The organism is Streptomyces sp. NPDC001508, from assembly GCF_040298665.1.
GTDB lineage: Bacteria > Actinomycetota > Actinomycetes > Streptomycetales > Streptomycetaceae > Streptomyces.
In genome coordinates this window covers 1-15,298 of sequence record NZ_JBEPAP010000017.1, presented here as the reverse complement: position 1 = coordinate 15,298, position 15,298 = coordinate 1, and the positions used below count along the sequence as shown (strand labels likewise).

General features: G+C 74.6%; 14 protein-coding genes. 8 read left to right on the top strand and 6 right to left on the bottom strand.

Features of this window, described 5'->3' with window-relative positions:
- Positions 1 to 314 precede the first annotated feature (314 nt).
- Both ABT245_RS17520 and ABT245_RS17515 read left to right on the top strand, forming a co-directional pair.
- Positions 315 to 1,550, top strand: a complete 1,236-nt coding sequence (locus tag ABT245_RS17520) for a sensor histidine kinase (protein ID WP_351734425.1) — start codon at positions 315 to 317, stop codon at positions 1,548 to 1,550.
- Entirely contained in the window at positions 1,547 to 2,212 is a 666-nt protein-coding gene (locus tag ABT245_RS17515; protein WP_351734423.1) for a response regulator transcription factor, read from the top strand. The genes ABT245_RS17520 and ABT245_RS17515 overlap by 4 nt, the downstream gene beginning before the upstream one ends.
- A gap of 125 nt (positions 2,213 to 2,337) precedes the next feature.
- On the opposite strand, the gene ABT245_RS17510 is transcribed toward ABT245_RS17515, so the two are convergent.
- Positions 2,338 to 3,870 carry an MFS transporter gene (locus tag ABT245_RS17510; RefSeq protein WP_351734421.1) on the bottom strand — a complete coding sequence of 511 codons (1,533 nt, stop codon included), beginning with the start codon at positions 3,868 to 3,870 and terminating at the stop codon, positions 2,338 to 2,340.
- Between the two features lie 84 nt (positions 3,871 to 3,954).
- On the opposite strand from ABT245_RS17510, the gene ABT245_RS17505 reads away from it, so the two are divergent.
- A complete protein-coding gene (locus tag ABT245_RS17505; protein ID WP_351734419.1) occupies positions 3,955 to 4,347 on the top strand; it encodes a MarR family winged helix-turn-helix transcriptional regulator in 393 nt (130 codons plus the stop codon).
- Between the two features lie 10 nt (positions 4,348 to 4,357).
- Here ABT245_RS17505 and ABT245_RS17500 read toward each other — a convergent pair whose 3' ends face one another.
- The 3 genes from ABT245_RS17500 to ABT245_RS17490 all read right to left on the bottom strand — a co-directional run bounded on the left by ABT245_RS17500 (position 4,358) and on the right by ABT245_RS17490 (position 7,846).
- On the bottom strand, positions 4,358 to 5,104 hold the full coding sequence (locus tag ABT245_RS17500) for a maleylpyruvate isomerase family mycothiol-dependent enzyme (protein ID WP_351734417.1): 747 nt from the start codon (positions 5,102 to 5,104) through the stop codon (positions 4,358 to 4,360).
- A 606-nt stretch (positions 5,105 to 5,710) separates the two neighbouring features.
- The gene (locus ABT245_RS17495; RefSeq protein ID WP_351734415.1) at positions 5,711 to 6,877 is read right to left on the bottom strand and encodes an MFS transporter; all 1,167 of its coding nucleotides are present in this window, start codon (positions 6,875 to 6,877) and stop codon (positions 5,711 to 5,713) included.
- A gap of 114 nt (positions 6,878 to 6,991) precedes the next feature.
- Complete coding sequence (locus ABT245_RS17490; RefSeq protein WP_351734413.1) at positions 6,992 to 7,846, bottom strand: class I SAM-dependent methyltransferase; 855 nt, start codon at positions 7,844 to 7,846, stop codon at positions 6,992 to 6,994.
- 224 nt (positions 7,847 to 8,070) lie between these two features.
- On the opposite strand from ABT245_RS17490, the gene ABT245_RS17485 reads away from it, so the two are divergent.
- Positions 8,071 to 8,466 (top strand): luciferase domain-containing protein, encoded by a 396-nt coding sequence (locus ABT245_RS17485; protein ID WP_351734411.1) that lies wholly within the window; start codon positions 8,071 to 8,073, stop codon positions 8,464 to 8,466.
- Between the two features lie 245 nt (positions 8,467 to 8,711).
- Here the strand turns inward: ABT245_RS17485 and ABT245_RS17480 are convergent, their stop codons facing one another.
- Positions 8,712 to 9,491 (bottom strand): DeoR/GlpR family DNA-binding transcription regulator, encoded by a 780-nt coding sequence (locus ABT245_RS17480; protein ID WP_351734409.1) that lies wholly within the window; start codon positions 9,489 to 9,491, stop codon positions 8,712 to 8,714.
- Positions 9,492 to 9,627: 136 nt separating this feature from the next.
- Here ABT245_RS17480 and ABT245_RS17475 point away from each other — a divergent pair, with 136 nt between their 5' ends.
- Positions 9,628 to 10,509 carry an SIS domain-containing protein gene (locus ABT245_RS17475; RefSeq protein ID WP_351734407.1) on the top strand — a complete coding sequence of 294 codons (882 nt, stop codon included), beginning with the start codon at positions 9,628 to 9,630 and terminating at the stop codon, positions 10,507 to 10,509.
- 23 nt (positions 10,510 to 10,532) lie between these two features.
- The gene (locus ABT245_RS17470) at positions 10,533 to 11,402 is read left to right on the top strand and encodes a class II fructose-bisphosphate aldolase (protein WP_351734405.1); all 870 of its coding nucleotides are present in this window, start codon (positions 10,533 to 10,535) and stop codon (positions 11,400 to 11,402) included.
- Positions 11,403 to 11,956: 554 nt separating this feature from the next.
- Here ABT245_RS17470 and ABT245_RS17465 read toward each other — a convergent pair.
- Positions 11,957 to 13,090 carry a methyltransferase gene (locus ABT245_RS17465; RefSeq protein ID WP_351734628.1) on the bottom strand — a complete coding sequence of 378 codons (1,134 nt, stop codon included), beginning with the start codon at positions 13,088 to 13,090 and terminating at the stop codon, positions 11,957 to 11,959.
- A 157-nt stretch (positions 13,091 to 13,247) separates the two neighbouring features.
- On the opposite strand from ABT245_RS17465, the gene ABT245_RS17460 reads away from it, so the two are divergent.
- Both ABT245_RS17460 and ABT245_RS17455 read left to right on the top strand, forming a co-directional pair.
- Positions 13,248 to 13,898 (top strand): alpha-ketoglutarate-dependent dioxygenase AlkB family protein, encoded by a 651-nt coding sequence (locus tag ABT245_RS17460; RefSeq protein ID WP_351734403.1) that lies wholly within the window; start codon positions 13,248 to 13,250, stop codon positions 13,896 to 13,898.
- Between the two features lie 48 nt (positions 13,899 to 13,946).
- A complete protein-coding gene (locus ABT245_RS17455) occupies positions 13,947 to 15,194 on the top strand; it encodes an ROK family protein (RefSeq protein WP_351734401.1) in 1,248 nt (415 codons plus the stop codon).
- Positions 15,195 to 15,298 lie beyond the last annotated feature (104 nt).

The window sequence follows — 15,298 nt, the reverse complement described above, 5'->3', positions numbered from 1 at the left end:
GCGGCACACGCGAACGGATCCCGTACGACGGGCGACGCCGCCTTCCGTCCGGCGGGCGACGGGCGCTGCATGACGGGCGACGCGTCCTGTGCCGCGGGCGATGCGCCCTGTACGGCGGAACACGGCTCCACAAAGGCCGTACGGTGGTGCGCGTATCCCGCGTCCGTACGGTGGGACGCGCATCCTGTGCCCGTACGGTGGGTCACGGAGCCGGTACGGTGCCCGGGCGCCCCGGACGTACTTCTGCGGGAGTACGCGCGGTCACCTCGCTCGGCTGACGTCCGCCACCGCCCGCTGCGTCTAGCGTGGCCGTCATGGAGGAGCAGCGTGTGCGCCGGCACGGTCCGGCGCAGTGGTGGCGGCACGGGCCGCCGTGGTGGCAGCGGACGGACGGCGCCGAGCCGCCCGCCGCCCGCCTGCCGTGGCGCTCCACCGCGCTGCTCACCGCCTTCGTCCTGGTCGGCTCGAACTTCGCGGCGCACGGCCAGCCCGATCGGGAGCCGCTGGACGCCTACGCGCGCGTCCTGCTCCTGGTCGCCTCGGGGCTGCTGCTGTGGCGCCACCGCCACCCGGTGGCCGTCGTCTTCGGCACGGCCGCGGCCACCCTGGTCTACCTGGGCGCGGGCTACCCGTACGGGCCGGTCTTCCTGACCGTCGCCGCGAGCTGTGTCACCGCCGTCGTCGCCGGTCACCGCCGGGCCGCCTGGACGTCCGTAGGGCTCCTGTGGGCCGGGCACGTGCTGATCGCGCTCTGGCTCTACCGCCGGCTTCCGCCGCCGGGCGACACGGGCGGGAGCATCGACCAGGAGATCCTGATCGCCACCTGGATCCTGGCCATCGGCGCGCTGTCCGAACTGGCCCGGGTGCGGCGCGAACAGTGGGTGCGGGAGCGGGCCGACCGCGCCCAGGCCGCCCGGCGGCGCGCGGACGAGGAACGGCTGCGGATCGCCCGGGAACTGCACGACGTCCTCGCGCACAGCATCTCCGTCATCAACGTCCAGGCGGGCATGGGGCTCGCGCTCCTGGACAGCGACCCCGAGCAGGCACGCGCGGCCCTCACCACCATCAAGTCCGCCAGCAGGGAGGCGCTCGGAGAGGTGCGACAGGTACTGGACACGTTGCGCGCCCCGGGTGCCGCGCCGCGCGCCCCCGCCCCGGGTCTTGACCGGCTGCCGGAACTGGTGGAGCAGGCGGCGGGCGCGGGGCTCGCCGTCGAGATCGAGGGCGCGGCGCCACGGCTCGCTCCGGGTGCCGACCTGGCCGCGTTCCGCATCGTCCAGGAGGCCCTCACCAATGTGGTGCGGCACTCGGGTTCGCGGCACGCGCGCGTGCGGTTCGACCACGACACCGACTGCCTGCGGCTGCGCATCGACGACGACGGCCCCGCGACCGGCGCCGACGCCGGCGGCAGCGGCAACGGGCTGGCCGGAATGCGCGAGCGGGCCGCCGCCCTGGGTGGCACGATCGAGGCGGGCCCACGTCCCGACGGCGGCTTCCGGGTGCTCGCCGTACTGCCGTCGCAGATCAAGTCCGAGGAGGGCGACCGGTGATCCGTGTACTGCTCGCCGACGACCAGGTACTGGTGCGGGCCGGGTTCCGGGCGCTGCTCGACGCGCAGCCGGACATCGAGGTGGCAGGCGAGGCCGCCGACGGGGCTCAGGCGCTGGCCAAGGTGCGCGAACTGCGCCCGGACGTCGTCCTGATGGACATCCGCATGCCGCTGCTCGACGGGCTGGCCGCCACCCGCCGTATCACCGGGGAGCCGGAGCTGCGGGACGTCAAGGTGGTCATGCTCACCACCTTCGAACTCGACGAGTACGTCTTCGAGGCGATCCGCTCCGGTGCCTCCGGTTTCCTGGTCAAGGACACCGAGCCGGAGGAACTGGTGCGCGCCGTGCGGGCGGTGGTGGAGGGCGACGCACTGCTGTCGCCGGGGGTGACCCGTCGCCTCATCGCCGAGTTCGCCGCCCGGTCCAAGCAGCCCGCGGACGCCGACGAACTGGCCCGGCTCACCGAGCGGGAACGCGAGGTGATGGCCCTGGTCGGCATCGGCCTTTCGAACGAGGAGATCGCCCGTCGCCTGGTGGTCAGCCCGCTCACCGCGAAGACCCATGTGAGCCGCACCATGGTCAAGCTGGGCGCCCGCGACCGCGCCCAACTGGTGGTGCTGGCCTATGAGTCGGGGCTGGTGCGCCCGGGCTGGCTGGGCTGAGCCCCGGGCCGCCGGCCGGGCGGAGCCGGCAGACCCGGGGGAGCGCCCGGCCGCGCCGCGCCGTGGCTCGGCCGGACTACGGCGCGGCGCGTGCGGACTACGGCGCGGCCGGACCGGCGGAGCGTTCAGTCGCGGACCGCCACGCGGGCGGTGTTCACCTCGCTCGCCTCGCCGGTCTCGCCGACCGCGCGGGTCTCGCTCGCCGCGCCGGTCTCGTCCGCCGCGGACCTCGCGACCGCCAGCGACCCCTGGGTGCGCCGGCCGCGCACACCCGTGAGGGCGATCAGCAGGCCGGCCAGGGCGACGCCGGTGACGACCACGAACCCGGGCCGGTAGCTGTCGAGCACCGCCTGCGGCGTCGGGTCGGCGGGGGCGCCCGCGGTGACCGCCGCGGTCACGATCGCCAGGAAGATCGCGCCGCCCACCTGGACCGAGGTGTTCAGCAGCCCCGAGACCATGCCCTGCTCATGGTCCTCGACGCCGTTGGTGGCCTGGATGTTGAGCGAGGGGAAGACCAGCGCGCAGGCCGCGCCGATCAGCAGCATCGACGGCAGCACGACGGCCGCGTACACCGGATCGAGGTCGACGCGCAGGAACAGCGCGTACCCGACGACCATCAGCGCGAAGCCCGTCGCGATCAGCCGCGGGGTGCCGAACCGGTCCACGATCGAGCCGACCTTCGTCGAGGACACCGCCACCAGCGCGCCCGCGGGCAGGAAGGCGAGCGCGGTGTGCAGCGCCGACCAGCCGAGCAGCGACTGCATGTAGAGGGTGGTCAGGAACTGGAAGCCGACGTACGACCCGAAGAAGGCCACCGCGCCGAGCTGGGCGCGGACCTGGCTGCCCGAACGCAGCACGCCGAGCCGGATCAGCGGGCCCGCCGAGCGCCGCTCCACCAGGACGAACACGGTCAGCAGCGCGGCGACGGCGAGGAAGGACAGCAGGGTGCGGGCCGAGGTCCAGCCGACCTCGGGCGCCTGGACGACGGTGAAGACGAGCAGCAGCATCGACGCGGTGCCGAGGACGGCGCCGGGCAGGTCGTAGCCGTCGTGGTCGCGCTCGCGGGCGCTGCGCGGCAGCAGCCGGAGGCCGGCCAGCAGCGCGGCCAGCGCGATGGGCGCGGGCAGCAGCATCGTCAGCCGCCAACTGGCCTCGGTGAGCAGCCCGGACAGCACCAGGCCCATGGAGAACCCGGTGGCCGCGCACGTGGTGTAGATGGACAGGGCGCGGTTGCGCAGCGGGCCCTCGGGGAACGTGGTGGTGATGATCGACAGGCCCGCGGGCGCCGTGAACGCCGCGCTGAGGCCCTTGATGAAGCGGCTGGCGATCAGCAGCGGTCCCGAGTCGACAAGGCCGCCGAGCAGCGAGGCGAGCGCGAACACGGCCAGGGCGACCAGGAACACCTGGCGCCGGCCGAGCAGATCGGCGGTGCGTCCGCCGAGCAGCAGCAGCCCGCCGTACCCCAGGATGTAGCCGCTGACGATCCATTGCAGCGTCGACGTGGACAGATGGAGATCGGAGCCGATGGACGGCAGCGCGACGCCGACCATCGACACGTCGAGCGCGTCGAGGAACATGGCGGCGCAGAGCACGAGCAGCGTGCCCCACAGCCGGGGGGTCCAGCGTCCCTCGGACGCGGTGGTGAGCGGAGAGGTCATGCCGCGAGACTACATGCACGCGCATTGAATGTAAGTGCATTTGATGTGGACGAAATAAAGTCGCTTCTCTGCTACCGTGCGTTCATGGCGGGGAAGAAGGCCGAGCAGGCGCTCGTGGACCGTTGGCGGGACATCCTGGCACTGCACGCACGCACCCAGTGCGAACTCGACCGCGCACTGCACGGACACGGCCTGTGCGCCAGCGACTTCGAGGTGCTGGACCTGCTGTCCCAGGCCGCCGGGGCGGACCGCGGCTGCTCGCTGCGCGTCCAGGAGATCTCCGACCGGATCCACCTCAGTCAGAGTGCGCTGTCCCGGCTGATCGCCCGCCTGGAACGGGACGGTCTCGTCGAACGCGCCATGTGCGCGGAGGACCGCCGGGGCGTGCGCGTGGCCCTCACGGCGAAGGGGCGCGCGCTGCACGAACAGGTGCTGCCGGTGCAGCGCTCGGTGCTGACCCGGATGCTGGCGGACTGACCGGCCGCCGTCAGATCGCCGACTTCTCCCGCCACAGCGCGGCCAGCGCCGCGTCCCCGGTGATGCTGGGCACCGCGCTCCGGTTCCACAGCGCGAGGTACAACAGGTCGGCGGGACCGGCCAGTTCGGCATCCGCCCGCCCCGACGCCGCCCGTACGGTCACCGGCGGCCGGTCCGAAAGCCGCACGCTCCACACCGCGTCGCCGGTGGCGTCCGTCGTCTCGGCCCGCACCCGCAGCAGGCGTGGTTCGTCGGTGCGCACCCGGCTTTTCGCGCGGGCGTGGAAGCCGCACAGCAACTCGTCGATGCCGTCGACCGCGAACTCGGGGTCGACCGGGGAGGCGGGGCCGCCGCGCGCCGCCTCGGCGTCGTAGCGGTGCACGGTCGTCTCATGGGCCTGTCGGCGCGCCCAGAACGCCGGCGGCGACGGGGACGGCAGGGGAAGGAAGGTCCAGCACGCCAGATCGGGCGGTGCGGCGGCCAGCGTCTCCACGAGCCGGCGGTGGCTGTCGCGGTACCAGGTCAGCAGGGCGTCCCCGTCCAGATCGGGCAGATCCCCGAGCGGACGCGGGCCGGTGTGCGCGTCGGCGACGAACCCCGCCGCCCATCGGTGCACGGCCCCCGTGTGCCGCAGCAGATCGCGCACACGCCACGTCGGGCAGGTCGGCACCGCGGCGTCGGTACCCGCGGCCTCGGCCGCCGCGGCCAGCGACCGGCCCTCCCGGTCCAGGATCCGAACGAACTCCGCAGTCTCCATGGAGCGAGTGTGCCGGACCGCGCGACCCGGCACACCCACGTGAGCCCGCACGACGCCCCAGCGCCGGCCACGGCGCTCCGCCCGTACGGTGCCCCGGGCCCGGCTACGGGGCTCCGGCCGTACGGTGTCCCGTAGCCGGGCCCGGCTACGGCGCTCCGGCCGTTGTCCCAGCGCCAGCCATGGGGCTCCGCTCGTACGGTGTCCCGAGCGCGCGGCCACGGCGCTCCGCTCGTAGGGTGTCCCGGGCCCGCGGCCATGGGGCTCCGCCCGTACGGTGTCCTGGCCCCGGCCACGGGGCTCCGGCCGCACGGTGTGCCGACCCCCGCTACGGCGCTCCGGCCGTTGTCCCAGCGCCAGCCATGGGACTCCGCCCGTACGGTGTGCCGGGCTTGGCTACGGGGCCCCGGTCCTACGGTGTCCCGGGCCCGCGGCCACGGGGTTCCGGCCGTACGGTGTGCCGGCCCCCGCCACGGCGCTGCGGCCGCTCGGAGTTCCCGGAATGCGGGCGCCCGCCGCGCGCGATCGTTCGGCGCGGGGCCGCGGAACGGCCGAGGGCCCCGCCCCCGCTGGTCCGCCTTGGGGCGGCGTACCGGCCGCTCCGCCGTGTCAACCGGCCACCGCGCGCCGGGTCGTCATGCCGATGAGCGCCGCCACGGCCGCCAGCACCGCGACGCTGGTGAGCGCGGCAGGCAGCGAGAACCAGTCGGCCATGAAGCCGATCGCGGGCGGCCCGAGGAGCATGCCGCCGTACCCCAGGGTGGAGGCGATCGCGACGCCGCTCGGACCGGCGAGCGTCCCGGCCCCCTGCACGGCGACCGGGAAGAGATTGGCGAGGCCCAGCCCGGTGACGGCGAACCCGATCAGGGCCGCCCACGCGGAGGGGGCGAGCGAGCCCACCAGCATGCCGGCCGTCGCGACGGTGCCGCCCGCGACCACGGTTCGGGTGCGGCCGAGGCGCTCCAGCAGGGCCGTACCCGTCAGGCGCCCCACGGTCATGGCGAGCGCGAAACACGAGTAACCGGCCGCCGCGACGCCCGGCGAGGTGTCCAGGTCCTGTTCGAGGTGGAGGGCGCCCCAGTCGGCCATGGCGCCCTCGCCGTAGGCCGTGCACAGCGCGATCAGACCGAAGACGACCACAAGACCGCGGGTCCGGCCGTCGAGGCGCCGTGGCGCTTCCTCCCTCACGCCCTGGGCGCGCTCGGGCGGGCGCGGCGGCTCGTGCCGCAGCAGCGTGGGGCCCGCCGCGGCGGTCACCAGCAGCCCCACGACGGTCAGGCCGAGCAGATGCCGCGTGGGGGACAGGGACCCGGCGACCAGGCCGCCGAGCCCGGCGCCGATCATGCCGCCGAGGCTGAAGGCCGCGTGGAAGCTCGGCATGACGGGCCGCCGCAACGCGGCGATCAGGTCGACGGCGGCGCTGTTGAAGGCGACGTTGATCCCGCCGTAGGCGGCGCCGAACACCAGCAGGACGCCGCCCAGTGCGAGCGCCGAGTGGGTCAGCGGGGGAAGAGCGACGCTGAGCGAGAGCAGGACGGCGCAGACGACGGTGACCGGATGGGCGCCGAAGCGGCGGCACAGGCGTCCGGTGAGGGTCATCGTGACGACGGCACCGGCCGAGACGCCGAGCAGGGCGAGCCCCAGCGTGCTCGCGGAGGCGTCGGTCTGCTGTTTGACGGCGGGGATGCGGACGACCCAGCCCGCGAAGACGAAGCCGTCGAGGGCGAAGAACGCGGTGATCGCCACGCGCAGCCGGGTCAGTGTGTCACCCGGCACGGCGCTGTGCGTACGGGTTTTGTTTATTGGCGGCACAAAGTCAGGCTAGGGGCGCGACGGTGGCGGAGCAAGGGCGGCGGCGGTGTGGGCGGCCCTGTCGGTGCCGGGTGGCCGTCAGACCGTCGCCACCAGCAATTCCTCACCGCTGGACGGCCGTAGACCGTCCGCCCGGCCGGCGAAGTAGCGCTCGGACAGCTCCGCCGCCGGTACATGCCGGGCCCGGCCGAAGCCGGCCCGCAGGGCCAGGGCCACCAGCTCCTCCGGGACGAAGAAGCTGATGAAGGGAGTACCGGAGGAGCGCGCCGCCTCCTCCATCGCCCGGCGCAGCGGGCGCTCCTCCGGCTCGACCCGCTCCAGCGTCGGCATGAACGTCGTGGCGAGCGTGGAACCGGGCGCGAGCGCGGCGGCCTGGCGCAGCATGGCCTCGACGGCCTCCCGGGTGAGGTACATGGTGACGCCCGTGGAGGCCACGACGGCGGGCCGGTCCGGCTCGAAGCCCGCCTGACCCAGCCGCTCCCACCACGACTGGGTCTCGAAGTCGACCGGTACGAGCCGCAGCCACGGCGGGACGCCGTACCCCGTCTCGGCCAGCCGCCGCCGTTTCCAGGTCAGCGGGCCGGGCCGGTCGATCTCGAACACCGTCAGGCCCGCCGCGACCTGTGGTCTGCGCTGCGCGAAGGAGTCGAGTCCGGCACCGAGGAGCACATACTGGCCGACGCCCTCGGCGGCCCGCTCGACCACCAGGTCCTCGACGAAGCGGGCCCGCGCCACGATCGACGCGCGCATGAGCCGGGTCTCCCGCGGATCCATGTCCGGGCGTGCCCGCCAGTCCCCGCCGGGGTCCGCCAGCCGCAGGCCGACCTCGTCGTCCAGCACATGCGGCGGCACGTCGACCAGCATGTGCAGGGCCCGCCACAGGGCGACCCGGACCGCCGTCGGATCCGCGGTCGGCTCCGTCTGGTCCGTCACCGGGACTCTCCTTCCGCTCGGAGGACCGCTCGGGGCCCGCTCCGGGCCCGGCCGGGGTGTGCGGGCGCGGGCTGTGCCCGGCCTCCAGCGTGGGGCACGGCGGGCCCCGCCGCTCGCCGGATGCGTGCTCGTCGCCGGTCCGTGTGTTCGGAATATGGGATACAGGTCGGTTAATGCTTGCGAACACACTGGTTGCGGAGGGGTGAGCAGTCCATGATGGGCCCATGACGTTGGCCTCGCGCGCTCTCGCGCAACTGGCGACCTGGCCCGATCTGAGACGGGCCGTGCCGAGCTGCGGCCTGGGCCAGGCACTCAGCTCGGCGCAGGGCGAGATCGCCCACTTCCACTCGGACCGGGATGTCGACCTGCTGTTGACGGACCGTGCCATCCGGCGGTTCGCCAAGGACCTCAGGGACACCGGAGCGATCCGTATCGTGCCCGGCTCGCAGTGGGTGACGATACGTCTCGACGCCGCGAGCGATGTCGACCTGCTGCTGACGGTGGTCAGCGTCGCCCTTCAGGCCCAGCTGGTCTGGCCGGACCCCGTCGGCCGGCCCCTGCTCGGCTGCAACGACCAGCGGGGCGCCGGGTTCGTACGTGTTGATCTCGGCGGCATCTGAGGCGGCAGCCGCCACCCGCCGCGCCGTTCGCGCACCGCTTCCGGCAGCGCCTCTCGCGCCGGCGTCCGGTAGGTCCTGGTGCGCTGTTCGCGCGGCGAGGGCCGGGGGCCCGGCCTCCTGGAATGTCGCCTTTCGCGCCGCCGTCTGGTAGGTCCTGGTGCGCTGTTCACACGGCGAGGACCCGGGGCCCGGCCTCCTGGAATGTCGCCTCTCGCGCCGCCGTCCGGTAGGCCCCGGTGCGCTGTTCACACGGCGAGGACCCGGATCCCGGCCTCCTCGAACAGGCGCACCGTCTGCGGTGCCACCGCCGCGTCCGTGACGAGTGTGTCCACGTCCTCGGCCGCGCAGATCCGGGCGAACGCCCGCTGCCCCAGCTTGCTGGAGTCGGCGGCGACCACCACCCGCTCGGCACGCTCGCACAGCAGCCGGTTGGTGGCCGCCTCCGCCTCGTCGTGCGCCGCGGCGCCGTGCACGACGTCGAAGGCGACCACCCCGAGCACCGCCACGTCGAGCGTGATCTGGCCGAGCACCTCGTCCGCGAGCGGCCCGATCAGCTCGTACGACTGCGGGCGTGCGACCCCGCCGGTCACCACGATCTTGAACTGGGGCCGCACGGCCAGCTCGTTGGCGATGTTGAGCGCGTTGGTGACGACCGTCAGCGCCGGCGAACCGGTGGCGAGGTCGGCGCGCACGGCCAGGGCGCGGGCCACCTCCGTCGTGGTGGTGCCGCCGGTCAGGCCCACCGCCTCGCCGGGCGCGACGAGAGCGGCCACCGCCCGGGCGATGCGCTGCTTCTCCGAGGCCCGGCGGGCGGTCTTGTAGCGCAGCGGCAGCTCGTACGAGACGCCGTGCACCACCGCACCGCCCCGGGTGCGCACCAGCATCTGCTGCTCGGCGAGCTGGTCGAAGTCGCGCCGGATCGTCGCCGCCGAGACCTCCAGCTCGGCCGCCGCCTCCTCGACGTCCAACCGGCCACGCTCGACGAGCAGTTCGAGCAGCGCCTTCCAGCGGGCGTCGCGCGACATCCGCAGCCTCCGTCATCCCGTCCCGGTGTCCGTCCTGCGGTGACCCTAGCGCACCGATCACGCACATGAATGCTTGATAGTGCTCAAAACATCGCTGTATCTTGCAGAAACGCTCAGAACGAGGGAGGGGTACGGCATGACTCATATCGAGGACGAACTGAACAGCCAGCCCGAGTGCTGGACGCGGGCGGCACAGGCGGCGCCGCGGCACGGCGCGGCGCTGCCCGCGGCGGGGGAGCGGGCCGCGATCGTCGGCTGCGGCACCTCGTACTTCATGGCGCAGGCCGCCGCCGCCCTGCGCGAGGGCGCGGGCCAGGGCGAGACGGACGCCTTCGCCGCGTCCGAGTTTCCCTACGGCCGCGCATACGACCGGATCGTCGCGCTCACCCGCTCCGGCACCACCACCGAGGTGCTGGACCTGCTGGAACGGCTGCACGGCCGCACCCGCACCACCGCCGTCACCGCCGATGCGGACACCCCCGTGCGGACGGCCGCCGACGAGGTCGTGGCGCTGGACTTCGCCGACGAACGCTCCGTCGTGCAGACCCGGTTTGCCACCACCGCGCTCACCCTGCTCCGCGCCCACCTGGGCCTGCACACCGACGCCGTCGTCGCCGACGCCCGTGCCGCGCTGTCCGCCCCGCTGCCCGAAGGGCTGGTCGACTGCACGCAGTTCACCTTCCTCGGCCGCGGCTGGACCGTCGGCCTCGCGAACGAGGCCGGGCTGAAGATGCGCGAGGCCGCACTGTCCTGGACCGAGGCGTACCCGGCGATGGAGTACCGGCACGGCCCCATCAGCATCACCACCAGCACCACGGCGACCTGGATGTTCGGCGAGGCGCCCGAGGGCCTCGCCGAACAGGTGCGCCGTACGGGCGGCCGGTGGATCGAGGGCACGCTCGACCCGCTGGCCGAACTCGTCCGCGCCCAGCGGCTCGCGGTGGCCGTCGCCGCCCGCCGGGGCCTCGACCCGGACCGGCCGCGCCATCTCACCCGCTCCGTGATCCTCGCCCCCTGACCCGAGCGCCGGAAGGAACAGCCGTGCCCCTCGCAGCCACCGGCGACCTGGTCGCCCGCGCCGCCGGAACACGTTCCGCCGTCGCCGCGTTCAACGTCATCACCCTGGAGCACATCGAAGCGGTCGTGGCGGGGGCCGAGGCGGCCGGCGCGCCCGTGATCCTCCAAGTCAGCGAGAACTCGGTCACGTTCCGTAACGGCCGGCTGCTGCCGCTGGCCCGCGCGGCCGTCGCCGCCGCGGAGGCGGCCGGCATACCGGTCGCCCTGCACCTCGACCATGTGCAGAGCGACGACCTGCTGCGCCAGACGTCCGGGGCCGGGTTCGGCTCCGTGATGTACGACGCGGCCCGCCTGCCGTACGCCGAGAACCTGGCCGCCACCCGGGCCGCCGCCGACTGGGCGCACGCCCGAGGGCTGTGGATCGAGGCCGAGTTGGGCGAGGTGGGTGGCAAGGCCGGGCAGGGCGGCGGGGCGCCGCTGGACGCCCATGCGCCCGGCGCCCGCACCGACCCCGAAGAGGCCTGTGCCTTCGTCGCCGACACCGGAGTCGACGCCCTCGCCGTCGCCGTCGGCAGCGTGCACGGGATGACCAGCCGGACCGCGGCCCTCGACCACGGTCTGCTCGGGCGGCTCGCCGCCGCCCTGCCCGTCCCGCTCGTCCTGCACGGCTCCTCCGGGGTGCCGGACGGCGAACTGGTCGCGGCGGTCGCGGGCGGCATCGCCAAGGTCAACGTCGGCATCGCCCTGAACGTGGCGATGACCGGCGCGATCCGCGATTTCCTCGCCGTCCGCCCCGAGGCCGTCGACTCACGTACGTACCTGGGCATCGGCCGGGACGCCATGGCCCGCGAGGTGACGCGGATCATGCGCATCCTCGGCCGCCCGGGCACCTGACGCCCGCACGCCTCGCGCGTACGCGCCGACTTGACTCGCCTGTTCGTCGGTTCCGGGCGCGCGGGCATTGCGCGTACGCGCACGTGCCGGCCTGGCTCGCCTGCTTGTCGGTTCCGGGGGCGCGGACTTGCGCGCCCGTGCCCGTGCCGGCCTGGCTCGCCTGCTTGTGGGCTCCGGGGGCGCGGACTTGCGCGCCCGTGCCCGTGCCGGCCTGGCTCGCCTGCTTGTGGGCTCCGGGGGCGCAGGACTTGCGCGTACGCGCCCGCACCCCGGCGAGCCGCCCCCCGGGGCGCCCGCCAGGGTGCGCGGTGTCACGCCCCGCAACCCTCGTCGGCCGCGCGTACCGCCCCGGACTGGCCCCCGTCCACCGCCTGTTGGGGCCTCGATACGCTCCACCCCAGCCGTCGGCGCGTCCGTCGTCAGGCCCCGGCCGTCGGCGCGTCCGTCGTTCAGTCCCGGCGTCGCCGCGTCCGTCGTCCGGGCCCGGCCCGCACGCCTACGGCGAGCCGGGTGACACGAACTCGGCGCCGGACTGCGGGTATTGCGCGCGAAGGCTACCGTTTGACGGCTTTCAGCACCACGAACTTCGGGTCGCCGGCCACGAGTCGGCTGTTGCCGAACAGGCGCCGCAGCTTCACGTGGTAGCCGAGGTGCCGGTTGCCGACCACCCACAGCTCACCGCCCGGCCGCAGCGCGCGCCGCGCCCCGGTGAACATCCGCCACGCGGTCGCGTCCGTGAGCGCCTGATGGGAGTGGAACGGCGGATTGGTGAGCACGACGTCCACACTGTCCGCCGGCACCCCGGACAGTCCGTCCCCGACCCGGAACTCGGCATGCCCGGACAGGCCGTTGGCCCGGTAGGTCGCCTCCGCCGACGCCACCGCCTGGAACGACTCGTCCACGAACAGCACGTCGGCCTCGGGATCGGCGAGCGCCACCGCCGTGCCGACGACACCGTTGCCGCAGCCCAGGTCCACCACCCTGCGGGCGCCCCGGCCCTCCGGCAGATGCCGCAGGAAGAACCGGGTGCCGATGTCGAGCCGGTCGGCGCAGAACACGCCCGCGTGGTTGACGACGGGGCGCCCGGAGGCCGGGCCGATGTCGTCGGGCAGCGTGTAGCGGTACGGCCACGGCCCGGCGGGGCGCGCCAGGGACGGGTCCGGAGCGCACAGGATCAGCCGCGCCTTCTGCTCGGCCGGCGTGGTGCGGGTCGGGCCGAGGATCCGCTCGAACAACCGGAGCGTCGAGGTGTGGATCTCCTTGACCATGCCGGCGCCCACGACGACCGTGCCCGCGTGCACGGCGGGCGCGAGCCGCAGCAGCTGGTCCTCCAGCAGGGCAAGGCTCTTCGGCACCCGGACGAGCAGCACGTCGACGCGGTCCGGCGGCGGATCCTGGGTGGTCAGCAGGCGCACGGCGCCCGGCGGCACCCCGGCCCGTGCGAGGTTCGCCCGGGTCGCCTCCTGGGCGAGGAAGGAGTCGGTGATCTGCACCGGCCGGTGCTCCGCCAACGCCGTCACCAGCGCGCCCCAGCGGTCGCCGACGACCACGACCGTGCCGGACAACGGGACCCGCTGCCCGGCCAGATGCCGCAGCAGATACGCGTCGGACGCGTCCCAGGCACGCAGCCGGTCACGCGGATCCTCGGGAAACCGGGACAGCGCGAACGCGCCCCATGGGGTGGTCAATGGGGTGGTCATACGGTCGTTCATCGTGCGTCCAGGCTAAGCGCTCCGCGGGACGGCCCGTGCCGCGCCGTCGGTCGGCCGCAGGCGGCATCGTGGCCGGTCGCCCCGTTTCCCCGCGCCCCTCGGCCGCCGCGGCCGGTCGGGCAGGATGGATGCCATGGAGGCGGAACTGTTTCCCAGAGCGCGGCACCAGGTCGCGCCGGGCGCGGTGCACGTGCCGGACTGGCTGGACCCCGGCTGCCGGCGCGAACTGCTGACGGCGTGCCGCGCGTGGGCGCGCCCGCCGGCCGGACTGCGCACCGTGCGCACGCCCGGCGGCGGCACCATGACCGCGCGCCAGGTGTGCCTGGGCCGGCACTGGTATCCGTACGGCTACGCGCGCACCGCCGTCGACGGCGACGGGGCGCCGGTCAAGCCCTTCCCCGCCTGGCTGGGCGAGCTGGGCCGCCGGGCGGTGGCCGACGCGCTCGGCCCGGCGGCCGTCGCGCCGGCACCGTACGACATCGCGCTGATCAACTTCTACGGCGCCGACGCCCGCATGGGCATGCACCGCGACGCCGACGAGGACTCCGACGCGCCGGTGGTGTCGCTGAGCCTCGGCGACAGCTGCGTCTTCCGCTTCGGCAACACCGCGACGCGGGCGAAGCCGTACACGGACGTCGAGTTGCGCAGCGGCGACCTGTTCGTCTTCGGCGGCGCGTCCCGCCTCGCGTACCACGGCGTGCCCCGGGTGCACCCGGGCACGGCACCGCCCGCGCTGGGCCTGACCGGGCGGCTGAACCTCACCCTGCGGGTGAGCGGCTTCTAGATTGCGCTACCGGCCGTAGCGCATGGGGATCATGGGAGACTCAGCCCCATGAGTGGCAAGGCGGACCCCCGGGCGGCGGGGGAAGGGACCACCTCAAGGACGCGGCTGGACCGCGGGCGCGGGGCGCTCGGACCCGCGTTGGAACTCGTGCACACCGGACGGGCGCCGACCCGGGCCGTCCTCACCGCCGAACTGGGCGTGACCCGGGCGACCGCCGGCGCGGTGGCCGCCGAGCTGGAGGCGCTGGGCCTGATCCGGGTCGACCCACGGCCGGCCGCGGCGGCCGGTTCCCAGGGCCGTCCCTCGCACCGGCTTGAGGTCGCCGAGGACGGGCCCGTGGCGCTCGCCGCGCAGGTGCACGCCGACGGGTTCCGGGCCGCGCTGGTCGGCCTCGGCGGCCGGATCGTGGCCACCGCTCCGGGCTGCGGGACCGTCGCCGCCGACCCGGCGAAGGTGCTTCGCTCGGTGGTCGAGACGGGCGCCGAACTGCTCCGGGCCACGGGCCGCCGCTGCGTCGGCGCAGGGCTCGCCGTGCCGTCCGCGGTGGCCGAACCGGAGGGCCTTGCCCTCAACCCGCTGCACCTCGCCTGGCCGGTGGGCGCGCCGGTGCGCCGCATCTTCGCCCAGTGCGTGCGGGCCGCCGGGATCACCGGCCCGGCGTTCGCGGCCAACGACGTCAACCTCGCCGCGCTCGCCGAGCACCGGCACGGCGCGGGCCGCGGCGCGCGCGACCTGCTGTGCGTGGCCACCGGACACCGCGGTGTGGGGGGTGCGCTGGTCCTCGACGGGCGTCTGCACACGGGCAGTTCGGGTCTGGCGCTGGAGGTCGGCCACCTCACGGTGAACCCCGAGGGCCGCACCTGCCACTGCGGCAGCCGCGGCTGCCTCGACGTGGAGGCGGATCCGCTGGCGCTGCTCGTCGAGGCGGGCCGCACTCCCGGCCCCGAGGTGTCCCTGCTCCAGCAGGCCGACGACCTCGTCCGCAACCACTACGCCGACCCGGCCGTCCGCGCCGCGGCCGAGGCGCTGATCGACCGTCTGGGGCTCGGCCTCGCGGGCCTGGTGAACATCCTCAACCCGGACCGGATCATCCTCGGCGGCCTGCACCGCACCCTGCTGGACGCCGACCCGGACCGGCTGCGCGCCGTGGTCGCCGAGCGCAGTCTGTGGGGCCAGAGCGGCGGCGTCCCGATCCTGCCCTGCACCCTCGACCACAACAGCCTCGTCGGCGCGGCGGAACTGGCCTGGCAACCAGTCCTGGACGACCCACTGACAGCCCTGACCGAGCCGGCCTGACCGAGCCGGCCTGACCGAGCCGGCCTGACCGAGCCGGCCTGACCGAGCCGGCCTGACCGAGCCGGCCTGACCGAGCCGGCCTGACCGAGCCGGCCTGCCCGAGC